The 23,772-nt window shown below is 60.9% G+C and carries 21 protein-coding genes and 2 pseudogenes; 4 read left to right on the top strand and 19 right to left on the bottom strand.

The window, feature by feature from the left end; genetic code table 11:
- Nucleotides 1-8 precede the first annotated feature (8 nt).
- Nucleotides 9-926, bottom strand: a complete 918-nt coding sequence (locus tag P0D89_RS38510) for an ABC transporter substrate-binding protein (RefSeq protein ID WP_408366645.1) — start codon at nt 924-926, stop codon at nt 9-11.
- A gap of 477 nt (nt 927-1,403) precedes the next feature.
- Between P0D89_RS38510 and P0D89_RS38505 the strand changes: the two genes are divergently transcribed.
- Nucleotides 1,404-2,135 carry a GntR family transcriptional regulator gene (locus P0D89_RS38505; protein ID WP_408366647.1) on the top strand — a complete coding sequence of 244 codons (732 nt, stop codon included), beginning with the start codon at nt 1,404-1,406 and terminating at the stop codon, nt 2,133-2,135.
- A 12-nt stretch (nt 2,136-2,147) separates the two neighbouring features.
- On the opposite strand, the gene argE is transcribed toward P0D89_RS38505, so the two are convergent.
- The 12 genes from argE to P0D89_RS38445 all read right to left on the bottom strand — a co-directional run bounded on the left by argE (nt 2,148) and on the right by P0D89_RS38445 (nt 15,145).
- The gene (gene argE, locus P0D89_RS38500; protein ID WP_408366649.1) at nt 2,148-3,344 is read right to left on the bottom strand and encodes an acetylornithine deacetylase; all 1,197 of its coding nucleotides are present in this window, start codon (nt 3,342-3,344) and stop codon (nt 2,148-2,150) included.
- A gap of 153 nt (nt 3,345-3,497) precedes the next feature.
- Nucleotides 3,498-4,997, bottom strand: a complete 1,500-nt coding sequence (locus P0D89_RS38495) for an amidohydrolase family protein (RefSeq protein ID WP_408366651.1) — start codon at nt 4,995-4,997, stop codon at nt 3,498-3,500.
- 38 nt (nt 4,998-5,035) lie between these two features.
- Entirely contained in the window at nt 5,036-5,884 is an 849-nt protein-coding gene (locus P0D89_RS38490; RefSeq protein WP_408366653.1) for an ABC transporter permease, read from the bottom strand.
- Entirely contained in the window at nt 5,877-6,728 is an 852-nt protein-coding gene (locus P0D89_RS38485) for an ABC transporter permease (protein ID WP_408366655.1), read from the bottom strand. Before P0D89_RS38485 ends, P0D89_RS38490 begins: the two co-directional genes overlap by 8 nt.
- A gap of 6 nt (nt 6,729-6,734) precedes the next feature.
- Nucleotides 6,735-7,793, bottom strand: coding sequence for an ABC transporter substrate-binding protein (locus P0D89_RS38480; RefSeq protein WP_408378155.1), 1,059 nt, complete (start codon nt 7,791-7,793; stop codon nt 6,735-6,737).
- Nucleotides 7,794-7,879: 86 nt separating this feature from the next.
- Complete coding sequence (locus tag P0D89_RS38475) at nt 7,880-9,067, bottom strand: ABC transporter ATP-binding protein (RefSeq protein WP_408366659.1); 1,188 nt, start codon at nt 9,065-9,067, stop codon at nt 7,880-7,882.
- Nucleotides 9,064-10,422 carry an amidohydrolase family protein gene (locus tag P0D89_RS38470; protein ID WP_408366661.1) on the bottom strand — a complete coding sequence of 453 codons (1,359 nt, stop codon included), beginning with the start codon at nt 10,420-10,422 and terminating at the stop codon, nt 9,064-9,066. Before P0D89_RS38470 ends, P0D89_RS38475 begins: the two co-directional genes overlap by 4 nt.
- A gap of 22 nt (nt 10,423-10,444) precedes the next feature.
- The gene (locus P0D89_RS38465; protein ID WP_408378152.1) at nt 10,445-11,278 is read right to left on the bottom strand and encodes an amino acid ABC transporter ATP-binding protein; all 834 of its coding nucleotides are present in this window, start codon (nt 11,276-11,278) and stop codon (nt 10,445-10,447) included.
- Between the two features lie 22 nt (nt 11,279-11,300).
- On the bottom strand, nt 11,301-11,948 hold the full coding sequence (locus tag P0D89_RS38460; protein ID WP_408366665.1) for an amino acid ABC transporter permease: 648 nt from the start codon (nt 11,946-11,948) through the stop codon (nt 11,301-11,303).
- A gap of 13 nt (nt 11,949-11,961) precedes the next feature.
- Nucleotides 11,962-12,819, bottom strand: coding sequence for a transporter substrate-binding domain-containing protein (locus P0D89_RS38455; protein WP_408366667.1), 858 nt, complete (start codon nt 12,817-12,819; stop codon nt 11,962-11,964).
- 110 nt (nt 12,820-12,929) lie between these two features.
- Complete coding sequence (gene hydA / locus P0D89_RS38450; protein WP_408366669.1) at nt 12,930-14,420, bottom strand: dihydropyrimidinase; 1,491 nt, start codon at nt 14,418-14,420, stop codon at nt 12,930-12,932.
- Entirely contained in the window at nt 14,417-15,145 is a 729-nt protein-coding gene (locus P0D89_RS38445) for a maleate cis-trans isomerase family protein (protein ID WP_408366671.1), read from the bottom strand. The genes hydA and P0D89_RS38445 overlap by 4 nt, the downstream gene beginning before the upstream one ends.
- Before the next feature lie 402 nt (nt 15,146-15,547).
- On the opposite strand from P0D89_RS38445, the gene P0D89_RS38440 reads away from it, so the two are divergent.
- A complete protein-coding gene (locus P0D89_RS38440; RefSeq protein ID WP_408366673.1) occupies nt 15,548-16,345 on the top strand; it encodes a GntR family transcriptional regulator in 798 nt (265 codons plus the stop codon).
- Between the two features lie 81 nt (nt 16,346-16,426).
- Here P0D89_RS38440 and P0D89_RS38435 read toward each other — a convergent pair.
- Nucleotides 16,427-16,573: pseudogene (locus tag P0D89_RS38435) on the bottom strand (efflux RND transporter permease subunit); the annotation flags it as partial.
- Between P0D89_RS38435 and P0D89_RS38430 the strand changes: the two are divergent.
- Nucleotides 16,573-16,854, top strand: a pseudogene (locus P0D89_RS38430) (DDE-type integrase/transposase/recombinase); the annotation flags it as partial. The pseudogenes P0D89_RS38435 and P0D89_RS38430 sit on opposite strands and share 1 nt — an antisense overlap.
- 230 nt (nt 16,855-17,084) lie before the next feature.
- Here P0D89_RS38430 and leuD read toward each other — a convergent pair.
- Both leuD and leuC read right to left on the bottom strand, forming a co-directional pair.
- Nucleotides 17,085-17,726, bottom strand: coding sequence for a 3-isopropylmalate dehydratase small subunit (leuD, locus tag P0D89_RS38425; RefSeq protein ID WP_408366675.1), 642 nt, complete (start codon nt 17,724-17,726; stop codon nt 17,085-17,087).
- Nucleotides 17,727-19,133 carry a 3-isopropylmalate dehydratase large subunit gene (leuC, locus tag P0D89_RS38420; protein ID WP_408366677.1) on the bottom strand — a complete coding sequence of 469 codons (1,407 nt, stop codon included), beginning with the start codon at nt 19,131-19,133 and terminating at the stop codon, nt 17,727-17,729. It abuts the gene before it with no gap.
- Between the two features lie 146 nt (nt 19,134-19,279).
- On the opposite strand from leuC, the gene P0D89_RS38415 reads away from it, so the two are divergent.
- Entirely contained in the window at nt 19,280-20,197 is a 918-nt protein-coding gene (locus P0D89_RS38415; protein ID WP_408366679.1) for a LysR family transcriptional regulator, read from the top strand.
- A 94-nt stretch (nt 20,198-20,291) separates the two neighbouring features.
- Here the strand turns inward: P0D89_RS38415 and P0D89_RS38410 are convergent, their stop codons facing one another.
- The 3 genes from P0D89_RS38410 to P0D89_RS38400 all read right to left on the bottom strand — a co-directional run bounded on the left by P0D89_RS38410 (nt 20,292) and on the right by P0D89_RS38400 (nt 23,756).
- Nucleotides 20,292-21,113: an IclR family transcriptional regulator domain-containing protein gene (locus P0D89_RS38410; protein ID WP_408366680.1), complete on the bottom strand. Its 822-nt coding sequence runs from the start codon at nt 21,111-21,113 to the stop codon at nt 20,292-20,294.
- Between the two features lie 77 nt (nt 21,114-21,190).
- Nucleotides 21,191-22,279, bottom strand: a complete 1,089-nt coding sequence (locus P0D89_RS38405; RefSeq protein WP_408366682.1) for a porin — start codon at nt 22,277-22,279, stop codon at nt 21,191-21,193.
- A 130-nt stretch (nt 22,280-22,409) separates the two neighbouring features.
- Complete coding sequence (locus P0D89_RS38400) at nt 22,410-23,756, bottom strand: MFS transporter (protein WP_408378158.1); 1,347 nt, start codon at nt 23,754-23,756, stop codon at nt 22,410-22,412.
- Nucleotides 23,757-23,772: the final 16 nt, after the last annotated feature.

Below are 23,772 nucleotides of genomic sequence, written 5' to 3'. Positions count from 1 at the left end.
CGTGGTCCTTACAGAGGTTGAGCGGCTGATGGGGATGTGACAGTTTCGACAGGCAACTGCGCGAGCGTTTGTGCCAGCAGATCGAAGCTGAAAATCTCTCCGATCGAGCCTGAAACCTGCATTCGTCCGAGCGCCTCCAACGACCGGGCACGTGCGAGAATGCACTCGCGAAGCGGGCGAATATCGATGATCGGCGGTTGCGCAGCGATGCCGGCCAGCAGTTCGTCGAGCGTGAATTCGGGGTAGCGGTACGCGCTGGCGCGCAGGGCTGCGCGGGGATTGTTCGTGATCGCTTCCTGCGCATCGAGCATCGCGCGTAAGGCCGCGCAGATGATCTCGGGATGCGCGTCGAGAAAACTCTTGCGGGCGACGAGCAACGTGTCGGGATAGTCGCCGCCCCATGCGTGCAGGCCGTCGCAAAGCACCTCGAAGCCGCGCAGATGAAGGCGGGAAATCCACGGTTCGATTAACGTTAGCGCCGCGAGTCGACCGCTGGTCAGATCGGCGACTGCGTCGGCGAGCGACGGGTATAGCACCCGTTCGATCTGGATCGGGGCAATCCCGCCTACCCGTAGTGCATCGTGCAGCAGGACTTCCATTGGATCGTCGGCGAAGGTTCCGACGCGCTGGCCGCGCAGATCGCTCATCGACAGGCCCGGCTGTCCCATGAGCGCCATACCGAGCTTGCCGCTGCCGCCGACAATGCGCAGCGGATCGGGCTGGGCATGATCGACCAGCGGCTGTGTAAAGCCGGTGGTGCCGAGATCAGCCTCGCCGCTTCTCAGCAATGCGGCGGTGGAACTGAAATGTGCCAGCGGGGGTGCTTCGACCTGCAGGCCATGGCGCTCGAACAGGCCGGTATCGACCGCGACGAACAACGCGAGATTGGAAAGCGCACTGCCGTGCGCCAGGAGCAGTTTTTGCATGACGGGATCTGGGGCGTCAGGGAATCGCGCTGGCAGATGGCTTGCCGCACGCGGGGGCTTGATGACGTTTAGCGAAGACCGTGCCAGCGAGCGGCGTTTCGTGTGCGCACTAGCGCATCGCTTTGTTTACAGGATGTTGAGCATATTGTTTTATAATAATCGAGAAAATTGTACACAATCATGGCTCGACATGTCCTCGAAAAGGCGCACCACAATGTGGCCAAAGGGCCGACTCTGCACCGCGATGTTGCGCTCGGCACAGTGACTGGGCATCACCCGCTCAAGCCTCTTTAGCTTGAGCATTCAAGAAGTGGTGCGCACAATCGCACAATTTTCTCTCGCAACAGAAATACAATCCGGCGCCTAACTTGTGTGCAATATCGGCGATAATCTGCACTGCGGCGCGGCAGTGCAATCGGTGCATTCAACCGCGCACGTTGCCCTTGTCGTGATTCAACTCATTACCAGGACCCTTTCATGCCGACTGATAAGAAGAGGGCGAAGACTGCCGAAAACGAAGTGGCTGGCTCCTTCGACGGCGCCCATCGCCACGTGATTTACGAGCGCTTGATGAATGCGATTTCGGAGCATCGGCTGCAGCCCGGCACGAAGCTCGCCGAAGACCGGCTCGCCGCTATTTTCGGCGTGAGCCGGACCACTGTGCGGACGGTGTTGCAGCAACTGGCGCACGAACTTGTCGTGACGATCGTGCCGAATCGCGGCGCGTTTGTTGCGAGCCCGACGGTGGAGGAGGCGCGCGAGTTGTTCGAGGCACGGCGTCAGATCGAATTGCCGATCATTGAAAAGGTGTGCCGTTGCGCCACGAAGAAGGACCTGGCGCGTTTGCGCGCGCATGTGGCACAGGAAGACGAGGCCCGTAAGCGTGATGACCGGCGCACCGCGGTACGGCTTTCAGGCGAATTCCACGTGATGCTCGCGCAGGTGTCGGGTAACCGCTTCATCGAACGGACCATGCGCGGCTTGCAGATGCTCACGTGCCTGACGATCCTGCTCTACAACGCGCCTACCGCGCAGGCGTGTCTGCACGACGAACACGCGCGTCTGATCGACGCAGTGGAAGCGGGCAACGTGAAGTTGGCGCAAAAGATCATGGACGAGCATCTCGAGCATATCCAGGCGACCTTGCGGTTGCACGGCCCGGAGGAAGAAAACGACGACCTGGAGGCGATCCTCATTCATGGCCTGTGATGGCGATGCGATTCAGGGGGGCGTGAGCGTGTCGAGGACGCGCCGCAAAAACTTGTCGCATTCGGCCAGCTGTGAAAGTTCGACGGATTCGTCGGCCTTGTGCGCATCGTCGATGCTGCCCGGGCCGCAAATGACCGTGGGAATTCCCGCTTGCGAGAACAGGCCGGCTTCGGTGCCATAAGTCACCTTGCGTGTTTCGAAGTCATTGCACAACGTGCGTACCAGTCGAGTGATGGCGGCTTGTTCAGCGCTGTCGAGCGACAACGTTGTGCCGACCTTTTCAAATGAGATCGCCGCGGCATCGGAGACTTCGCGCATCTGTGGCTCGAGTTCCTCGCGGGCATAGCGGGCAATCTGCTCAAAGAACCATTGCGGGTTTTCGGAGGGCAGATTGCGGTATTCGAAGAAGAATTCGCAATCGTCGGGAATCGTGTTGATCGCGTTGCCGCCCTGGATCAGGCCGGTTTGCGCCGTTGAATACGGTACGTCGAATGCGCGATCGAACGGGCCGTTGCGGCGGAGGGCATCAGCGGTATCGCGGATCCGGCAGATCAGGCGCGCGGCGTATTCGATCGCGTTGACGCCGCTTGGCGTACGCGACGAATGGGCGGCTACTCCCTTGACGCAGCACCGGTAGGCGTTGTTGCCCTTATGGGCGACGACGGGGCGCATGCTGGTCGGCTCGCCGACGATGCAGCCAGCAGGCCTGATGCCCCGTTCCGCAAGTTCAGCCAGAAGCAGGGGCGCACCAAGGCAGCCGACCTCCTCGTCGAAAGAGAAGGCGAAATGAAGTGGCTCGCGTAGCCGGCGCTTCTGGATATCGGTCAACAGGCCGAGCGTCACTGCGATAAAGCCTTTCATGTCGCACGAGCCGCGGCCGTAGAGTCGATCGCCGCGGATGACCGGGTCGAATGGATCGCTTGACCAGTTCTGGCCGGTTACGGGAACGACATCGGTGTGCCCGGACAGCACGACGCCGCCGTTCGTTTCCCCGGTAAAGGCCGGCAATGTCGCGAACAGATTTGCTTTTTGTTTGGCCCTGTCATAGACCAGCAGCGTTTCTATGTGATGGGCTCGAAAGCGGTCTCGGATCGCTTCGATCAGGCCGAGATTCGAACGGCTGCTCGTCGTATCGTAGCGAATCAGTTCGTCGGCCAACGCGAGATAGGCGGGGCCTTTGTTCGTGTCCAGTGTTGGCTTATCAAACATCACGTGTGCCCTCGGGCCCTCAGAATGACATTGAATGATTGTAGGCGGACGAAATCCGCAATGTGTACGTCAACGTATGCGGCCCCGCAGCTGCGCGTCGCAGGCTCAGCACCGGCGGGCATCTGGATTGCCTCGCGCGGGAGTCCGGCGTCGTCATCCGGCCAGTTTCGCCGGATGAGGTTGCCAGCTGGTCTGCAGTGCCTGGGCGCGCGCGTAGACCTTCTCCATCTCCGCGCGCAGCGGCGCGACGGATTCATCCGCGAGGTCGAACTCCGCGCCCAGTGCCTCGTAGGCGGCATTGATCTCCCGCAGCAGCGCGCCTTCATCGACGCGCGTGAGTCGTCCGTTCCGCATGACTGCCTCTCCCGCAACAAACACGCTGTCGATAGCGGCACCGCGCTCGGCATACACCAGTTGCCGAACCGGATCGGCTAACGGCGTGAAGCTGATCGCGTCAGTCCGGTACGCGACCAGGTCGGCGCGATAACCCGGCTCGATTGCACCGAGCTGGCTGCCGAGTCCGAGCGCCGTCGCGCCGCCAATGGTCCCCGCATGCAGCGCTTCCGCTGCAGACAACCAGCGCGAATAATCGTCGCCGCGTATCTTCGATACCGCTGCGGCGCTGCCAAGCACGTTGAGCATATTGACGGTGACCGTCGACGCGCAGCCGTCGGAGCCGAGACTCACGTTGACGCCCGCATCGAGGAGCGCGCGCACCGGTTGAACGCCCGAGCCAAGCATCAGATTGCTCCATGGATTGTGCTGCACGCTCGCACCAGATTGAGCCAGACACGCGATCTCCGCATCCGACAACCAGACCGCGTGGATCAGCGACGTGCCCGGCCGCAGAAATCCAAGTTCGGCAAGGCGCATCACCATGGACTTGCCGTAGAAGGCTTGCGCCGTTACCACCTGCAAGCGGGTTTCCTGAACGTGGATGATGACCGGCAGATCATGTGTGTCGGCAAATTCGCGGCAACGCGCGAGAAATTCCGGCGTGCAGCGCTGCGGCGCGGAAGGGGCGATCAGCATGCCCACCCGATCATGCTGGGGATGGTGATGCGCCAACTCGCTTTCCAGCAGCGCGAAGAACGCATCGGGAGAGGGCCGCGGCTGCGCACGTAGTTGCGCAAGCAGCGCAGGCGGGAAAATGCTGTCCACCTCCGGGAAGTTATCGACGATCGCGCGATCCATCATCGAGAACCCCACGAGCGCGCGAATCCCCGCGTCCTTGTAGGCCTGGAAGATCGCGTCGACGGCGGCGGGGTCAATGGCCTGACCGAGGCTCACGTCGTCGACGAGCGTGGTTGTCCCGCTGCGCAGCGATTCGAGCGCGCCAATCAACGTTCGCAGATAGACCTGACGCGGCGTCAGCTTCACGGGGCGCGGCGCGCGCACGTAGTGCATCCACAACTCGAGCGGCAGGTTTTCGAGCCGTCCCTTATGAAAATGCTCGTGCGAATGTTGATGGCCGTTGATGAGCCCCGGCACCAGCACGCAGTCGTCGAGCGGTATGCATTCTCCGTCGGTCGCGCTGCCGCCCGGCACGATAGCGGCGATGCGCTCGCCTTCGATCACGACGTCGACGCGTCGCGGCTCATAACGCTGTTCGGTGCCGTGTAATGCCCTGACGTTGGAAAGTATCTTGCGCACGGTTCTGCCTGATCGAAGGAAGGGGTTGACTGCGGCGGCTAGCGAAACTGCCGCGACAAGCCGGCGAGCCGCTCCATCAGCAGCATGGAAATCAAGGTCGCGATAATCAGTACGCCCGAGGCCGCGGCCGCCCGCACGTCGAGGCTGTCCTCGATGATATGCCACAGGTGGATGGGCAACACTTCAGATCTCGCGTCCGACAGGAACAGCGACAGCGCGACGTTATCGAACGAATTCATGAACGCAATGAACGCCCCTGACGCAATGCCCGGCACCAGCGCCGGTAGTACGACACGGCGAAACGTAAACCAGCTACTCGCGCCGAGGCACGTCGAACTGTCGAGCAGCGCGGGATCCAGTTGCGCATAACTGGCCGACGTCGTGTACAGCACATACGGTGCGCACAGCGCGATATGTCCGGCGAGCAGACTGTAGAACGAGAGCCCCGCGCTTTCGAGGTTGAACAGGATCAGGATGCCCAGACCGAGCGCCAGCGACGGAATGGTCAGCGGCGCCATGAAAAACGAATCGAGCAGTCGCGCACCGAACGTGCGACGGCGCGCGAGCGTCACCGCGGCGGCGACCGCCAGCACGGTCGCGCAAGCGGTTGCAGCGGCAGCCAGCTTCAGGCTCAACAGCAGATCGTCAATGATCTCCGGCGAATCGAAGATCAGCGCCTGATACCAGCGCAATGACAGTCCCGGCGGCGGAAACTTCAACGAGTAGCCCGACGTGAGCGACGTCACCAGGACGATCAGCGTGGGCCCGATCAGCATCAACAGCCCTATGCCGCCCATCAAGCCCATCACTGCAGTGAAAGACAGGCGACCCGGCTGGGTGCGGCGCGCCGGCATGACGCCCAAGGCGGCAAGCGTGGATTTAGCCATGGACAAAGCCTCGGGTCTTGCGGCCGAAATAGTTGAGCAGGGTCACCACGAGAAGCACGCTCACCAGCAGGATCACGGCAAGCGTTGCCGCAAACGGATAGTTCTGCGTCTGGATGGCCTGTTCGTAGATGTAGAACGGCATGTACATCAGCTGGCCGCCGCCCACCAGGGTTTGAACCACGAACGCGCTGACCGCGCCGGTAAACACCAGCAAGGTTCCGCTGAGCAAACCCGGCATGGCGAGCGGTACCGTGATCTTCCACCAGGTGCGCCAGCTGCTGGCGCCCAGCGCATGCGACGCCTCGGGCAAGCGCGTGTCGAGCGAAGTGAGCGTAGTGACGAGCGGCAACACCATCAACGGCAATTCGATTTGCGCAAGCGAGAGGATCACCGCGAGCGGCGTGTACAGGAGCTTGACCGGTTGGCCCGTGTGCCCGAGCGCCATCAGCAGCGCATTGACCAGTCCTTCATTGCCGAGAATGACGACCCACGCAAACGTGCGCACCACGGAACTCGTCAAAAGCGGCAGCAGGATCAGCACAACCAGAACACGCCGCCAGCGCGGCGGGCTCACCACGTACAGGTGCGCCACCGGATAGCCGAGCACGATCGTCACCAGCGTGGTCGCGACACCGAGCCAGAGCGTTTGCCAGAGGATGCCCCGGTTGTAGCTGTCGCCAAAGAAGACCATGTATTGGCGAATGCCGAAATGCGTCATGGCTGTGTCGTTGTGCAGGCTGATCAGCGCGACGAGCAGGAGCGGCACGCCCACAAACGCGATGAAGAACAGGCCCAGTGGCAGCACGAGCAGCCAGTCGCGCGGCATCCGGTGATTCGCGTTCATGATGCGTCAGACCTTGACCAGACGGTTGAAACGGTCGATATATTCAGCGCGGCGCGGATTGATTCGTGCCCAGTCGACCTGCACGAAGGACGTCATGTCACTGGCGTTATGAGCGACAGCGGCGAGCGCCGCACCAAACGGCACCTTCGTGTTGGTCGGCGCGACGTAGTAGGGCGCGCTCGTCATCTGCTGCTGCACTTCGACGCTCAACGCGGTGTTGATATACGCGGCAGCAAGATCCGCCGCCTGGGTGTTCTTCACGATATTCATCGTGCTGCGCACCATGCCCCAGTTGCTTTCGGGGCGCGCGAGCGCCACCGGCACGCCCTTGGCCTTCAGCGATTCCACGTTGTTGATGTAGTGACAGGCAATATCCACCTGACCTTGCTGGAACAGCGTGCCGAGTGCGCCCGGATTGGCGGCAACCGCGCCAACGTTCGGCATCAGCCGCCTGATGTAATCGAACGCCGGGTCCATGTGATCTTCGTCGCCGCCCAGCATCTTGGCGAGCGCCACCATCCATACCGTGCCCAAGGTGGAGTCGAGACTCACGAGGCCGACGCGGCCCTTGAATTCCGGCTTGAGCAGATCATTCCAGGATTTCGGCGCGGTCTTCACGCGCTCCGTGTTGTACGCTATGCCATAGACCTGCGCGGACACATAGACGCCCAGACCCTTCGGGTCGACGAAGTGCGCGGGCAGATTCGCCAGGTTCGGCACCCGGGCTGCCGGAATAGGTTCGAACACGCCTTGCGCGATGCCCTGGAGGTAAGGCCCTTCGTCCATCATGACCACGTCGAACGGCGGGTTGTTGCGCGCGGCCACCAGCTTGGTCAGCGTGTCGACCGCTTGCGATGCGGTGAGCACCGCGCTCACGCCCGCAGCCTTGCGAAACGCGGGCAACAGGATCTTGCGTTGAGACTCTTCCCACGCACCGGGAAACGTGGTGGCGGCGAGGGATGCGGACGCAGCCATGGCAAGCGGGCTGCCGAGCGACAGGCCGACAGCCCCCGCTGCTCCCATCAGTTGCAGGAGCTTGCGACGTTGGTGATCGATCAGCGACATAGGACCTCTGGATGGATAGTTGAACAGGATGAACCGGCGATAACGAGGCGGGCGGCACGCTGGACCAGGACGTTCGTGACCATGCGCTAAACACCTGCGGTACTGGGTTGCTCCGCCTTGAACGTGCGCACTTGCGCACCCGGTTTGAAATCGAGCGCGACGCGCATGCCCGGGCGCAAGTCGGCACCCTCTGCGCGTGGCACGGAAATCTTCACGGTATGTCCGGCATCGGTCTGCAGATCGACCACCAGCGTGGGACCGATCGGCATCGCCAGTTGCACTGTAGCCAGCAGCTGACGCGCGCTGGCGCCGGGCTGCGGCAACTGCCACGCCCATTGCTCGGGGCGAACCGCCAGCAGCGCAGCGCCGGCGTCGCGCCACGGGCCGGGCTGAGCAACGGTCAGCGCGGCGCCATCGTCGAAGCCTGCCAGGCACTGGTTGCCGTGCTCGCGCAAGGTGACCGGAAGCAGATTCGCGGTGCCGACGAAGGTGGCGACGAAGGGGGTTGCGGGCTGATCGTAGATCGCGACCGCCGGGTCGTATTGTTCGAGCCGCCCGCGATTGAGCACCGCGACCCGGTCGGCCATGCTCATGGCCTCTTCCTGATCGTGCGTCACCATCACGGTCGTGATGTTCAGTTCGCGCTGCAGACGGCGGATTTCGATCTGCATATCGAGCCGCAGGTTTTTGTCCAGCGCCGCAAAAGGCTCGTCGAGCAGCAGGATGCGCGGCTCGACGGCAAGCGTACGGGCCAATGCCACACGTTGCTGCTGACCGCCCGACAACTCGCGCGGATGGCGTTTCGCAAATGCTTCCATGCGCACCATCTCGAGCATCTGCATGGCCTTCTGAGTGGCATCCCGACGCGCGACGCCGTTGGCTTCGAGACCGTAGGCGACGTTGGCGGCGACCGTCATGTGCGGAAACAGCGCGTAGTTCTGAAAGACAATGCCCACGCCGCGCTGGCGTGGCGCGAGGCCGTCAACGCGTTGCCCGCCGATATGCACTTCGCCCTCGGACTGTACCTGCAGACCGGCAAGGATGCGCAACAGAGTACTCTTGCCACAGCCCGATGGGCCGAGCAACGCAACCAGTTCGCCTGCGGCAATTTCAAGCGTGACGTCTTCGATCACCGGCACTGCGGCGAAACGATGCCGGATGCCGCGCATCTGCACGGCGGCACCGGTTTGCGAGGTGCGTGCTTGCGAAGCTGCCAGGTCGGCGCCCGCTGCGCCGTGCTTCGACTGCGAAACGACACTGTGCGGGGTGCTCATGCGCTTGCCCTTTTCCATAGTTGCGTGGCGGCGTGCTTTCCAGCGGCGATCACGGCATCGGCGTCGCAACGGGTGGGGGCGCCGCAGTCGACCACAATCTCCCCGTCCACGATGACCATCTCGACATCGCGCCCAAGTCCCGTGTGTATCAGCGTGCCCAACGGATTGGGGTGCGGTGTCAGATGCGCGCGCTGGAAATTGAACACGGCAAGGTCTGCTAGCCAGCCCGTCTTGAGGCAACCGAGTTCGTCGCCGAGGCCCATGGCCTGCGCGCCGTTGCACGTCGCCATGGCGAGCGCATCGGCGGGCTGCCAGTCCGCCGAGACTTCGCCCAGCTGGATGCGCGCAATGGCCAGCGCCCAGCGCATAACCTCGGTCATATCGGCGTGCATGTTATCGGTGCCCAATGCAATGCGCGCGCCGGCGTCGCGCAGACGCGGCGTGGGCGCCATCGTGCCGCCCGTCGCGTTGCCCTTGGGGATGTGCGCCACCGTGATGCCAGCCCGTCCGGCGCGTGCAATGTCGTCATCGTCCAGATACAGACAGTGCGCCGCCACGAGCCTTTCGTTGAGCAGTCCGACCTCGTCGAGCAGCTGCGCGGGGCTTTTACCAGAACGCTGTTTCACCACGCTGACTTCGGTACGGCTTTGCGCGAGATGAGTCGTCACGCCAAGATCATGCGTGCGTGCTGCATCGGCAATCAGACGCAGAAAGTCGTCAGAGCAGGTGTCGGGCGCGTGAACGGCGAGTTGGACGCCGGTGCGCCCGTTGCGCTTGCGATGCCAGCGGCCGGCGAGTGCCAGCGCGTCGTTGAGCGTGCGCTCGCCGGTCGCGGCATGGTATTCCCAACGCCCGTCCGCGACCCCGGAAAAATCGACGTCGTGCAAGCGGCCGCATGAATACACACGCAGGCCGAGTTCGGCCATGGCTTCCATGGTCAGGTCTGCGTGGACGTAGCTGTCGTTGATCAGCGTCGAGCCGAACAGCATCGCTTCTAGTGCGCCGAGACGCGCCAGCGCGACGGCTTCGTCCGGGCGCACGTCATGGCCGTGCGGAATACCGGGCGTGTAGGCGGGCGCGAAGCCCAGGTCTTCGGCCACGCCGCGCACCATCGTCAGAATGGCGTGGGTATGCACGTTCACGTAGCCCGGCACGATCACGCGTCCGTCAAGCCGGCGCGTGGTCCGCGCGCGTGTCTGCGCCGGCAGATCCTGCGCGCGGCCGACAAAGGCGAGGCGGTTACCGCGTATGCCGATGGCCGCGTCGTTCAGCAGCGGTTGAGCCTGGTCCATCGTCACGACGGTGGCGCCGTGCAGCAAAAGGTCAAGGTCAAGCTCGATAGGTGGGACAGTCATCAGTCGGGTGGTCCGGTTCAGTTCAGGTGTGCAGGTGCTTCAGGAAGCGCCGGGTGCGCTCTTCGCGCGGACGGCCGAAGACGTCGCCGGGCGTACCTTGTTCGACGATCGCGCCGGCATCCATGAAGACAACCCGATGCGCGACGTTGCGCGCGAAGCTCATTTCATGTGTCACGACCATCATCGTCATTCGGGCTGTGGCAAGATCGCGCATTACGTCGAGCACCTCATTGACGAGTTCCGGGTCGAGCGCCGAAGTCGGCTCGTCGAACAGGATCATCTGCGGCTCCATCGCAAGCGCGCGGGCAATCGCCACGCGTTGCTGCTGGCCACCCGAGAGTTGCGCGGGCCGTTTGTTGACGTGCTGCGCGAGGTGGACTTTTTCCAAGGCAACTTGTGCGCGAGCGCGAGCCGCATCGCGCGAGAGTCCCAGCACACGCTGCGGGCCGGCGGCGACGTTATCCAGCGCACTCAGATGCGCAAACAGGTTGAAACGCTGAAACACGAAGCCGAAGCGGCTGCGTTGCCGCGCCAGTTCGGCTTCGGGCAGCGCGCGGCCATGCTCCGACAGTCCGATACGCTGGCCGCCAAGGCGAATCGTGCCGCCGTCCGGTCTCTCCAGGAAGTTGAGACAGCGCAGGAGCGTGGTCTTGCCGGAACCCGACGGCCCGATCAGAACCACGGTCTCGCCGTGCTCGACCTCCAGCGAGACGGAGGGCAGGATGACCTTGTCGCCGAAGCGCTTGTGCAGCCCTTCTATGGACAGCAGCGTTGCAGCTGCGCCTTCATGCGCGCGCGCGGCGGCGTCCATGGCGGACGCTGCGGGCAGGTCGGAGACGGTAACGGTGGAAGACATGCGGGAACCCGAGCTCATGAAGTCAGTATTGCGGCAGCCGCCGCTCGAGGTAGCGCGACAGCCACGCCAGCGCCGAGATCAACGCGTAGTAGTAGAGGGCGATCAGCAGGAAAATCTCGAATGGCGAAAAATACGTTGCGATGATTTCCTGACCGGCGTGCGTGAGCTCATACACGGAGATCGCAGACAGCAGCGCCGAGCCCTTGATCAGCGAGATCAGTTCGTTGGTGAGCGGCGGCAGGATGCGCCGCCACGCTTGTGGAAAGAGCACGTGCAGAACGATCTGGCGGTGACGCATGCCGATGGATTGCGCGGCTTCAGTCTGGCCGCGATCGACCGACTGCATGCTGGCGCGCACGATCTCGCAGATGAAGCCGCCCGCGTTCAAACTGAGCGCGATGACGCCTGCCCAGTACTCGTTGAAGTTGATGCCGATGACGGGCAGCGCAAAATAGACGAGAAAGATCTGCACAAGCAGTGGTGTGCCGCGCACGAAATCTACATACGCCAGTACGGCGATGCGAATCGCCCTGGAGCGGCTGAGCGCACCGAAACCCAGCGCGAAGCCGAGTACGATTCCGATCGCGATGGCCGCGAGGCAAACCTTCAGCGTGGCGAGCAGGCCGACCGCGAGGATCGGCAACGCCATGACGATAATGCTCCAGTCCATGAACGCCGCGCTCTCAGGACAGCACCGGAATCGCGTCCGGCAAGTTCATGTCGAAACCGAACCACTTCTGCTGCAGCGTATGCAACATGCCGTCTTTTTTGAACTTGCGCAGCTGCTGGTCAATGAAGCCGATCAGCGCGGTGTCAGCCGGACGTGCTGCGATGCCCGCCCAGTTATCCGCGCCGATGCCCTTGACGATCGCGTATTTGCCCGGCGCATTCTTCAGGACGAGCGCAAGCGTCGGCAATGTGTTCAGCACGCCGTCCACTTTGCCTTCTGCCAGTGCGATATAGGCGGCCGGATGGTCGTCGAAGGTTTTCACTTCCTTGAAACCCGCGCCGCTCGCTGCTTTCAATTGGGCATCGAGTTTCGGTTCGAGTATTTGACCCGGCGAGCCGAGCTTGAGTCCGAGCACCTTGCCGTTCATGCCGGTGAGGCTGGTGACGTTCTTCTGATCCGCCGCACGAATCAGTAATGCCTGCGAGGCCTCGACGTAAGGCACGGAGAAGTCCACGTGCTTTTCGCGCTCGGCCGTGTAGCTCAGGCTGCTCATCACCAGATCGAACTTCTTTGTGTAGAGCGATGGAATCACGCCCGACCAGACCGTGTCGATGAACTGCGCCTTGACGCCGAGATTGCGGCAAAACGCGTTGGCCAGATCCACGTCGTAGCCGATCATCGCGCCGCTCGTGTCGCGATAAGTCAGCGGCGGATAGGTCGCTTCGCAGCCGATGCGCAGCACGCCGGCCTTCCTGATGTCGTCAAGCGTGAGCCCGGCGGCCATCGCAAAGCGGGGCAGGCCGATCGACACCAGGGCTGCACCCGCGCCAGCACGTTGGAGGAATTGGCGACGCGAAAATCGTTCGGACATCAGACTCTCCAGGGAAAATCACAATTCGTTCGTTATAAAGACAGCGTGTAAAGCGGCGCCGAAGGTGCCGAAAAGCACCGCGCGTTCCGCGCGAGCCCGCAAAGGCACTCCTACTCGCGATAGACGGCGGGAAAGGCAAAGCGCGGTAGCACCCGGTGAGCGTCAATGCGAGGGTTCAGCGGCCGATGCGGTTGCGCCAGTTGCGGGCGCAAGGCCGGCAGGAACTCGCCGCGGCCGTGCGTGCCGCTGGGCTGCACGCCGTCCCACACTACGTCACCGCGCGACAGCGTCAGCGCTGGCCACGCTTTCATCTGCCAACCCTCGTACGGCGTGTAGTCGACGTTGTGGTGCAACGCATCGTTGGTGAGCGTGAAAGCACGATCTGTATCCCAGATCACCAGATCGGCGTCGCCGCCGATTGCGATCGAACCCTTGCGGGGATAAAGGCCATAGAGCTTCGCGGCATTGGTTGCGGTCAATGCGACGAAGGCGTGAATGTCGATGCGTCCGTTCATCACGCCTTCGGACATCAGCAAGGCCATGCGCGTCTCGAGACCCGGCATGCCGTTGGGCACCTGATCGAAGCGCGGGTTTTCGCCGGCGACCTGCTTGCCGTGCGGACCGTCGAAGCGGAACGGCGCATGGTCGGAGGAGAGCACCTGAAACGTACCGTTCACAAGACCGTCCCAGACGGCCTGGCGATTGCCTTCGTCGCGCGGCGGCGGACTGCAGATACATTGATAGCCGCGAGGGCCATCTTCGAGCATGTCTTCGGTCAGCAGCAGATAGTGCGGACATGTCTCGGCGTAAACAGCGAGTCCATGTCCTTGCGCCCAACGAATCTGCTCGATCGCTTCCCGGCCGGAGACGTGCACGATCAGCACGGGCGTGTCGACCAACTGCGCGAGACTGATGGCGCGATGCGTCGCTTCGCGCTCGACCAGCATCGGGCGGGACAGCGCATGCCCGATCGGTGCGGTGATGCCTTGCTCCAGCAGCGCTTCGGTGAGCCACGCAATGCAATCGGCGTTTTCGGCATGAATCATCACCATGGCGCCGTGGACGCGGGCCAAGGCGAGCAGTTCGATTATCTGACGGTCGTTCAGCTTGAGCGCGTCATACGTCATGTAGATCTTGAACGACGTATAACCCTCTTCGATCAATTGCGGCAGCTCCTGTTCGAGGACATGCGGCGTGGGATCGGTGACGATCAGATGGAAGGCGTAGTCGATCACCGCGCGGGCGTCGGCGCGTCGGTGGTACGTATCGATCGCCGCACGGAGCGTTTTTCCCTTCTGCTGGCACGCAAACGGAATTACCGTGGTGGTGCCGCCGCAGGCAGCGGAAACCGTACCGCTCAGGAAGTCGTCGGCCATCACGCTGTCGTCGCCGGTGTCCTGATCCAGGTGGCAGTGACTATCCACGCCGCCTGGAGTGACGAGGCGGCCGCCTGCATCGATCTCGCTGGCGCCCCGCGCCAGTTCGCTGCCCAGCGCGACGATGCGCCCATCGCGTACGCCGATGTCGGCGGTGAAGCGATCGGCCGCCGTGGCGATATCCGCGTTGCGGATTACGAGGTCGAAGGCGGCCGCGTCGCTCATGCAACCTCCCGGAACAGGCTGCCCCAGCCGGTGACGCGCCGCGTATCAATGCGGCTCATCCGCAGCGCTTTCCAGACCACCGTCGAGATGGTGTCGTACACCGGAATGCCGAGTTCGGCTTCGAGCTCTTCAGCAAGCGGCGCGCCGCGCAAATTGGTGCAGAAAATCGTAATCGCGTCGGGTTTGCTCTTCGCGACTTCACGCGCCATCTCACGCAACGTGTCCGCACTGACTTGCGAAAACGAAAAATTGTCCTGCTTGTTCAGATGACGTTCACCGACACATTCGAAGCCCGCGCTGCCGTACGTTGAGATGACCTTTGCCTGCACGTCGTCGCGATAGGGCGTGACCAGACCGAAGCGATGCACGCCCGTCATGGCGAAAATCTCGTTGAGCGCGAGCACCGAGGTGCAGGCGGCAATGCCGGTGCGTTCTGTGATGCTGCGGCACAGACGCTCGTCTGCCTCAAACCCGAGCCAGCCCGACGATGTCCCGTTCCAGCCGATTACGTCCAGCTTCGCGTCGGCGAGCAACCCTGCCGCGCCGAGAATTTCCTCGTCGTCGAACTGGGCCAGCGCTTGCTCGGACAACGCGATCTGGGTCACCCGGAAGCGGCCGAAATGCGCGCTGACGTCGGGTAGGCCCCCGAGCATCGCCGAAGTGACCGGTTCGAGAACCGTGTTGGAAGACGGGGTCAACATGCCAATCAGAGTGCGTTGCGTCATGATTTCCATTTCAAGGGTAGCTTCCGGCGGCCCGCGCCGGAAAGAGATGCTTGCCGGATTCACTTAACGCAAACTTTATGCCAACATAAATTGATATATTTGTACGCAATAAAAACGAGATTGTATGCAATGTAGAATGCGCTTTCGATGGTGGAAACGGCCGCTTCCTGAACATCCTCTTTGGAGCGGACGTCGATGGATCATGGTGGAAAATGCGGTAAGCGCGCTCGCATGAAGATGGTGCGCAGCCGCACCAAGATCGAATCATCGGCACCAAATAAGGGTTGCTACGTGGGTCAAAAAGTTGCCCGATAAAGAGGTCTTCAGGCTGTTAGGCTCGATAAGCGCGGATAAGCATTTGTATGCAAAAAATTGTAGTTTGCTTCGCTAGAACGGGTTTCGATGCGAGAGCTTCATCGAATTTTTGTGTACAAAAACGCTCGTGATTGCTCTATCATCAATCCATTCCCAGTTGCCAGAAGCCTTTTGAGCCGAGCCTCCTCCATGCCTGCCAGTAAAGCTGCCGCGCCCAAGGCGCCGTTTACGAACGAGGAAATCTATGGCCGCATCCAGAAGGCGGTGCTTGAGCATCGCCTTGCACCTGGTACAAAATTGATTGAGGAGCGGCTCGCGGAAGTCTCGGGCGTGAGCCGGACCAAGATTCGCGAAGTCCTCAACAAGCTTGCGCATGAGGGGTTGGTCGAACTGGTGCCGAATCGCGGAGCCTTTATCGCCAGCCCGAGCGTCCAGCAGGCGCGAGACGTATTTGTCACGCGGAGCATGATCGAGCCGGAAATGGCCAGGCTGTTGAGCCGCACCGCGACATCGGCCCAAGTGCGTGCGTTACGGAAACACGTGCGACAGGAAAGCGACGCGCGCAGGCAGAATGACCGGCCCGCTATCATCCGGCTGTCAGGCGAGTTTCATGTGCTGATTGCGGAGATGATCGGCAACGAAATCCTCTTGCGTCTGATGCGAGAACTCGCGCCATTGACGTGTCTCGTTATTACGCTTTACGACAAGCCCAACGCCCCGGCGTGCCCGCATCACGAGCACAGCGATCTGATCGATGCAATTGAAGCGCATGACGAAGCAAAGGCTGCGGCGAGCATGCTGGAACACCTGCAGCATATCGAAGCGACACTGAACTTCGACGAGGTGAAGGACGCGTCGCCGGATATCGAAGCGATCTTTTCCTGAACTAGCCCAGCTTCTCTCCGTCGCACCCGCCTGGCGCGGTGCATCTTCCGCCGCTGTATGGGGCTGTGCGATAGCCGTTTGCAACGCGGCCCCCACCCCCGCCGAGGGCAGCGTCGAAATGATGGTGAACGGGTGAATCGCGCTCTCGTACAGGATGCCGAGAATCAGATACACCGCGACGAGCGCCGCGGCGATCAGATAGGGTTCGCTGGAAAGCGAGGCCTGAAATCGATAAGAGCGGCGCGAACCTTGCCGCGCTTGACGCGCTGAACGCCGAACGGGACACCCCGATCAAGATTCGACAGAACAAGTATTTGAATAACATCGTTGAGCAGGACCATCGGGCTATCAAGAGGCGAACGCGTCCGATGCTGGGCTTCAAGAATTTTCGCCGCGCTCGCGTCCGGTTAAGCGGCATCGAGCTTGCGCATATGATCGCCAAGGGTCAAATGAAAGACATTTGCACCGAGCGCAGTCGCGCTGAGCAATTCTACTCGCTGGCAGCATAAGTAATCCCCGTTATCCTAACGATGATTCGCTCTTCCGCCTGATCGCGACAGAGCCTTTCATTCGCCATTCGAGGTCTTCGAACGTATGCTCGCAACCGCTTCGATAACTTCAGCTTCCATTCATTAGCCCCCTTTTGCGCTTCACTCTTGAAACCGCCAATCAAATTGGCCTGCCATCCTCGTCTTTTTGCGACAAGACCTTGCTGTAATTCCGCTTTTGTGATCCCGCGTTATGCCAACCAAGGCTCAGCGGCGAAGTGGGTTTTTTCGAACGCTTTTATTCGCTCGCTGTAGCTAGCCAATATCTGCCCGATTTCGTCAAGGCCCGACAGCAGAGAATTCTTGTGGGAGGCATCCAGGTCAAACGGATAACTCTTCCCGCCCTGGCAAACCACCCGCTGCTCCGGGAGGTCGATCGTCATGGGAATCGGTTCGTCCGTCCGGGCCAGGTCGTTGAACAACTCTTCGACAACTTCGACCGGCAGCCTTATCGGAAGTATGCCGTTTTTGAAGCAGTTGCCATAGAAAATATCACCGTAACTGGATGCGATGATGGCTTTGATCCCCCAGTCGGCCAGCGCCCAAACGGCATGCTCGCGGCTCGATCCGCATCCGAAGTTGGCGCGGGACAACATGATTTGCGCGCCATGATAACGAGGCTGATTAAGTGGGAAGTCTGGCCGTATCGTCCGTTTCGTTATGTCGTCACCAGGCTCGCCCGCTTCGGCATATCGCCAGTTGTCGAACAGGTAATCGCCGAATCCCACGCGGCTCGTCAACGCCATGTACTGCTTCGGCAGGATCGCATCGGTATCTACGTCGGTACGGTCGATAGGCACCGGGTATGTCTTCAGAATAAGGAATGGTTTCATTCAAAGCTCCGCTGGGTCGATGAAATGTCCGGCGATTGCTGCTCCAGCCGCCATAGCAGGGCTCACCAGATGGCTGCGCCCACCACGCCCTTGTCTTCCTTCGAAATTTCGATTCGAGGTTGAAGCGCAGCGTTCACCCTCACCAAGACTGTCGTTGTTCATCCCAAGGCACATCGAGCATCCTGGATCGCGCCACTCGAAACCTGCCTCGACGAAAATCTGGTCCAGTCCTTCTTCTTCTGCCTGGTACTTGACGTTCCCGGAACCGGGTACGACCAACGCCTGCCGGATCGTGGATGCGACCTTCCTACCCTTCACGACATCGGCGACAATGCGCAGATCCTCGATGCGCGCATTGGTGCACGAGCCGATAAAAATCTTATCAAGCCTGATTTCCCGAATCCGCGTTCCTGCGTCCAGCCCCATGTAATCGAGCGCGCGCGTTGCCGCAGCGCGCTGCTCGTGAGTTGACCCGGCAGCGGGGTCCGGCACACGGCCATCGATACTCGTAACCATGGCGGGCGTCGTTCCCCACGTCACCTGGGGCCGCAGGTCGCTCACGTCGAATACCACTGTCTTGTCAAATTCCGCCGAGGGATCGCTGTGCAACGTCGACCACAGCTGCCTGGCGTCTTCCCACTCTGTCCCAACCGGGCTGGACGGGCGTCCGTCGAGATAGTCGATCACCGTCTTGTCGACACCAATCAAGGCACAGCGAGCGCCCGCTTCCACTGCCATGTTGCACAATGTCATGCGGCTTTCCATGCTGAATCCGGATACCGTCTCGCCTGAAAATTCCAATGCAAACCCAGTGGCAAAGTCGGTTTTATACCGGCCGATGAACGCGAGTGCGACGTCTTTCGCGTAGGTGCCGTGCGGTAGTTCGCCTCGAATTCGCGCGTTCAGCGTCTTGGGCCGGCGGAGAAGCAGACATTGCGTTGCGAGAATCTGCTCCACGTCCGATGTGCCGATGCCAAGCGCCAGCGCGCCGAATGCACCGTGCGTCGTGGTGTGCGAATCGCCACACGCTATCGTCATACCTGGTAGAGTCTCACCCAACTCGGGCGCGACAACGTGCAGGATTCCTTGCCTGCGGTCTGAAAGCTCAAAAAAGCGCAAAGCGTATTCGCTGCAATTCTGCTCTAGCGCAGCGAATTGTCGTCTGGCCGATTCGTTGTGCATGCCCGCAAGGCGATTTGTTGTGGGAATATTGTGGTCTGCGGTCGCCAATACCGATGAAGCGCGCCAAGGGCGGCGCGAGGCGGCGCGTAAGCCGTCGAATGCCTGAGGACTCGTCACTTCATTCAACAAGTGCCGGTCGACATATAGCAAAAAATAGTCGTTATCCAGTTGTGAAACGACGTGTCGCTGCCAAATCTTTTCAAGCAGGGTTTGGGGGTAAGCCATGGTTATCCGTCATCGAAAGCGTAGGAGATGCTTGCCGATGAGGATAGCAAGCCTGGGATCGGACTGAATTGACCGTTCGCGACAACTGCTGTCACGGGCCGGCAAAGCTCTTCGGCCCGAGTTTTATGTGAAGGATTGGTCAGACCATGCGTTTCGATATTGAGACTTTGCGGCTCTTTATTTTTGTGATTGAAGGAGGCAGTATTTCCGCCGCTGCCGAGCGGGGGAATGTTGTAGTGTCCGCTGTCAGCCGCCGCATCTCGGACCTGGAGCGGGCCGCCGGAACGCCGTTGCTGCATCGACGTAGCCGCGGCGTTGAGCCGACGCTCGCGGGCACCGCACTATACCGGCGGGCGAAGATCGTGATGGACCATTTGCAGCAAATCGAATGTGAGATGGGACAGCATAGAGATGGGGTGCGAGGGCTGGTGCGGCTGTCCGTCAACCTGACGGCGATGGCGCATTATTTGCCGAAGGAACTCAAGTCGTTTGTCAATCGTTTCCCCGGTGTTCAGATCGGGCTTGTCGAGCGTCTCAGTGACCAGGTATCGCGGGATGTACTCGGCGGGGATGCGGATATAGGCATATGCGCGGCATCCTGCATCGATGAAAGCCTGTCGGAACGACCGTTCCGCACTGATCGACTAGTGTTGATCACGCCTGCGGACCACCCCTTAGGCCGACGTAAAATCGTGAAATTCGCAGAGACCCTCGACTACGGGCATGTCGGCATGCAAGACGGCGCCTCCATTCTGGCCCTGGCTACCCAAGCGGCCAAAGCGCTGGGGTGTCCGATGCGTCTGGCCATCCAGGTCACTAACTTCGAGGCGATTCGCAATATGGTCATTGCCGGACTGGGAATTGCCATCATCCCCGAGATCGCACTTGCCGAACGGGATCATTCCGACTACGTGAAAGTGGAGCTCGACGAACCGTGGGCCGTGCGGCAGCTCAAGCTGTTATTCAAACCAACGGCGCCTTTGCCGATAGCGGCGATGCACCTTCTCGACCACCTCTGTACAAAAGGCGGCAAGCCAGAGGTAGGCTCGGATCCAATGGAATGAACGCCCCACGATAAAGATTCAATACTCATAGCAGTCAGCGCCAGCTGAGCTGACTAGCTTAACAACCTGGTTGGCAATGGAGCTACGTCGTGCGCTAGGACGAGCGGATCGAATGGACAAGAGCAGGCGCCCGGCGAATTGCCCATTCGATATGTGCTCGCGCCTCCCTCAAGGCCGGCAGGCGCGTGGCAATCAAATCCTCGATCGTGGTGCGGTCTGTCTCGGAGGAGCAGTTGATCGCAGCGATCACGTTGCCTTGGGGATCGCAGACCGGCAACGCGATCGATACGACGCCCATTTCGATCTCATCCTGCTGGGTGGCAAAGCCGTCTGTCAGGGCCTTGGCGAATTCGCGGGCGAGGTCGTCGCGCTGGACCACGGTTTTAGCCGTGTATTGCGGAAAAGGCGCGCGCGCCAGGAGACGCTGCTGTTCTTCGATCGACTGATTGGCCAGCAGGACCCGCCCGAGCGACGTGCAGAAGGCGGGCAGCCGATATCCCACAGACGCGCGTCGCGTGATGCTGCGCTTGCTCGGTACATGCCCAAGATAGACTACGTCGTCGCCATCGAGGACCGCGAAGGACACGGAATCGCGATACTCGTCGGCAACTTCTTGCAGGTACGGGTTGACCAGGTCCTTGAAATTCATCGAGCGCAGATACGCCACCCCGAGCGACAACACTTTCGGCGACAGCAGGAAACGCTTGCCCTGCATTCCCACGTACCCCAGCGAGTGCAGTGTGAGCAGCGCGCGCCGGGCAGTGGCGACGTTCATCTGCGCTGCCTGGGCGACCTCGCTCAACGTCATTTCCGGCTGATTTTCGCTAAAGGCCTGGATTACCGAGAGGCCGCGCGCAAGCGCGGCCACGAAGTCCCGGTGAGTTTCATCAATACGTTCGGACGGCGGTTGAGTCATGAAAGAGAGTAGACGTTTATCGACAGCCGTAAGTATACTGTTTGTCGCCCTGCGAAATACATTTCGGCGGGAATGCGTTAGAACCGATGCCGGATGCCCAGGCTGACGATGGCCTGGTTGCTGCCGCTCGAAGGCGTTGCCGTGAACAGCGTGGCGGTGACATCTTCACCATGCACATGCTCATAGTTGAGCAACGCATAGAGGTCGGTTCGCTTCGAGAGGAAATAGTTAACCGAGACCATGTATTGCCCCCAGCGGTCTTCGTTCAGCTTCGAGTAAGCGTAGCCGCCCAGTACCGATAGCGCGGGCGTCAACCAATAGGTCACGCCGCCCTCCCACGTGCTCAGCACGGCGGTCGAATTGCCGCTCTTCATGTCGGTGCGCGAATACACGCCGTGCAGCAGCGCAGAACCAAATTGATAACTGCCTCCGGCCGCTACAGTCGAAATCCTGTCGAGTGCGATCGTTCCGCTTTGCGGCGTGCCGAACAGGTCCGGAACGCCGATCGTGGCGGCCGGCGTGATCGTTGTATCGTTCACGCTCGTGTACGCGGCAGCGAGATTCAGGTTGCCGCGGCTGTATGAGACGCCATAACTCTGCGCACTGCCGGCTGCAAGATGGCCGGGCTGGCCGCCCGGCGCGTACAGTACGCCGAACTTCAGGCCACTGAGCGTGGGACTCTGGTATGCAATGACATTATTGAGCCGCTCGCCGCCGAGGCGGTCGTAATCCCCCAGATGGAAACCGTAGGTACCTGCGCTGTACAGGTTGGTCATCGAATACAGATAGATCAGGAAGTCGTATTGCCGACCCAACGTGATCGTGCCAGCGGGCGTCGTAAGTCCGACAAACGCCTGACGTCCGAACTCGAGGCCGCCCTGACCGAGTGCCCCGTTGTTCAGCGCGAAGCCATTTTCCAACGTGAAGATGGCCTGGTATCCACTGCCGAGGTCTTCCGTGCCCTTGATGCCCCAGCGGCTGCCCTGCACGTTGCCGGAGGTTTGCGTGAAAGCGCTGTGGCCGCGTTCGTTGCTGACGTAGTTAAGGCTTTCGTCGATAAGTCCGTACAGCGTCACATTGCTTTGCGCGTGTGCGGTCTGCATGACGCACAGCGAACACGTGGCCGTAGCCGACAGCAGCAACGCTGACTGAAAAGGATGTCTCATAAGTCGTTTCCGAAGAGGTTAATTTTTCTTGTAAAGAAAAGCCGTGGGGTATAAAAAGGAATACTAAGTAACAGGTGTTGGAATGTAGATTCGTTCCGCCGGATTCCCGGCACTCGCCGGGAATCCGTGCTCAATCCGGTCGTCTGGTGGACACCATTGCGCGAGGAATCGAAAGAATCAGACAGCAGCAGACCAGCAGGCAGCCACCCAGCACGTAGGTACCGCTGTTGACGTCACCGGTCACGTTCTTCGCGACATTGGTGATCATCGCGCCCGTGATGCCGGACAAGCTGCCAACAGAGTTGATCATCGCGAGTCCGGCCGCTGCCGCCGCGCCCGACAGCAGGCGGCCGGCGAAGGTCCAGAAGATCGGCATGATGCCTATGATTCCGGAGGCGGCAATCGAGATGAGCAGGATCGACACCGAAAGCTCGTGCGTGAACGTCGCGCTGAGAAGCAACGCAATACCGGCCAGCAGCGCCGGAATTGCGGCATGCAGACGTCGTTCCCCAGTGCGGTGTGAATGCACGGCGTTCGCAACCATCAAGACGCTGGCGGCCACATACGGCACTGCGGCCAGCAAGCCAATATGGAAGGCATCCTTGATCCCCGCGGCGCTGATGATGGACGGCAACCAGAACGACAGGCCATAGAAGCCGGTGTTCATGGTGAGCAGGATTCCGCACAGAATCCATACGCCTCGGCTCTTCAACGCGGCGCCGAAGTCGTGAGTCTTCGTCACGTTCTCCGACGAGAGATTGCGTTTCAATAGCGACTTTTCTTCGGACGTGAGCCAGCGGGCGTCGTCGATGGTTTCCGTCAGCGTGAGCAGTACCATCACCCCGAGAATGATGGCGGGCACACCTTCCACAATCAGCATCCACTGCCAGCCGCGATAGCCGAACGTCTCGTGCATGTTCTGTAGCACCCAGCCCGAGACCGGTCCGCCGATGCAAAGGCTTAGCGGCAGCGCCACCATGAAGCCGGCCATGACACGGTTCTGCTTGTGGGACGGAAACCAACTGTTCAGATATAAGACCACGCCGGGAAAAAAGCCCGCCTCGCACACACCTAGCAGAAAACGCAGCACATAGAACATGGTCGCCGAGCCGGTATGGAAGAACTTTCCGAGCGGCTCGATGTACATCAATAGGATGGAGACCAGCCCCCACGTCACCATGATTCGGGCAATCCACCGGCGCGCACCCACGCGATGCAGCGCGATGTTGCTCGGCATCTCGAACAGGACGTAGCCCCAGAACAGCATGCTCGCACCCAGCGCGTAGACGTTGTCGCTGAGATGCAGGTCCCCCAGCATCTGCAGCTTTGCGAAACCGATATTGACCCGATCGAGGTACGACACCATGTAGCAAAGGAAGAACAGCGGCACACAGCGCCAGAACACCTTGTCGTAAGTTGCTTTCTCCAGGTTCTGCGCAACCTCGCTCATGCCCACCTTTTCCATGCTCACCGCCATGACAGCCTCCTGATTT

This window comes from Paraburkholderia sp. RL18-085-BIA-A (assembly GCF_046027075.1).
GTDB lineage: Bacteria > Pseudomonadota > Gammaproteobacteria > Burkholderiales > Burkholderiaceae > Paraburkholderia.
The sequence above is the reverse complement of the archived record's forward strand: the minus strand, read 5'-3'. Positions and strand labels throughout refer to the sequence as shown.

Bases quoted from the DNA above. Each gene is read 5' to 3' on its own strand.
- P0D89_RS38485 (WP_408366655.1), bottom strand. From the start codon at position 6,728: ATGAACGCGAATCACCGGATGCCGCGCGACTGGCTGCTCGTGCTGCCA.
- P0D89_RS38480 (WP_408378155.1), bottom strand. From the start codon at position 7,793: ATGTCGCTGATCGATCACCAACGTCGCAAGCTCCTGCAACTGATGGGA.
- P0D89_RS38410 (WP_408366680.1), bottom strand. From the start codon at position 21,113: ATGACTCAACCGCCGTCCGAACGTATTGATGAAACTCACCGGGACTTC.
- P0D89_RS38475 (WP_408366659.1), bottom strand. From the start codon at position 9,067: ATGAGCACCCCGCACAGTGTCGTTTCGCAGTCGAAGCACGGCGCAGCG.
- P0D89_RS38465 (WP_408378152.1), bottom strand. From the start codon at position 11,278: ATGTCTTCCACCGTTACCGTCTCCGACCTGCCCGCAGCGTCCGCCATG.
- P0D89_RS38405 (WP_408366682.1), bottom strand. From the start codon at position 22,279: ATGAGACATCCTTTTCAGTCAGCGTTGCTGCTGTCGGCTACGGCCACG.
- P0D89_RS38445 (WP_408366671.1), bottom strand. From the start codon at position 15,145: ATGACGCAACGCACTCTGATTGGCATGTTGACCCCGTCTTCCAACACG.
- hydA (WP_408366669.1), bottom strand. From the start codon at position 14,420: ATGAGCGACGCGGCCGCCTTCGACCTCGTAATCCGCAACGCGGATATC.
- argE (WP_408366649.1), bottom strand. From the start codon at position 3,344: ATGTTTGATAAGCCAACACTGGACACGAACAAAGGCCCCGCCTATCTC.
- leuC (WP_408366677.1), bottom strand. From the start codon at position 19,133: ATGGCTTACCCCCAAACCCTGCTTGAAAAGATTTGGCAGCGACACGTC.
- leuD (WP_408366675.1), bottom strand. From the start codon at position 17,726: ATGAAACCATTCCTTATTCTGAAGACATACCCGGTGCCTATCGACCGT.
- P0D89_RS38400 (WP_408378158.1), bottom strand. From the start codon at position 23,756: ATGGCGGTGAGCATGGAAAAGGTGGGCATGAGCGAGGTTGCGCAGAAC.
- P0D89_RS38470 (WP_408366661.1), bottom strand. From the start codon at position 10,422: ATGACTGTCCCACCTATCGAGCTTGACCTTGACCTTTTGCTGCACGGC.
- P0D89_RS38455 (WP_408366667.1), bottom strand. From the start codon at position 12,819: ATGTCCGAACGATTTTCGCGTCGCCAATTCCTCCAACGTGCTGGCGCG.
- P0D89_RS38505 (WP_408366647.1), top strand. From the start codon at position 1,404: ATGCCGACTGATAAGAAGAGGGCGAAGACTGCCGAAAACGAAGTGGCT.
- P0D89_RS38440 (WP_408366673.1), top strand. From the start codon at position 15,548: ATGCGAGAGCTTCATCGAATTTTTGTGTACAAAAACGCTCGTGATTGC.
- P0D89_RS38490 (WP_408366653.1), bottom strand. From the start codon at position 5,884: ATGGCTAAATCCACGCTTGCCGCCTTGGGCGTCATGCCGGCGCGCCGC.
- P0D89_RS38510 (WP_408366645.1), bottom strand. From the start codon at position 926: ATGCAAAAACTGCTCCTGGCGCACGGCAGTGCGCTTTCCAATCTCGCG.
- P0D89_RS38415 (WP_408366679.1), top strand. From the start codon at position 19,280: ATGCGTTTCGATATTGAGACTTTGCGGCTCTTTATTTTTGTGATTGAA.
- P0D89_RS38460 (WP_408366665.1), bottom strand. From the start codon at position 11,948: ATGGACTGGAGCATTATCGTCATGGCGTTGCCGATCCTCGCGGTCGGC.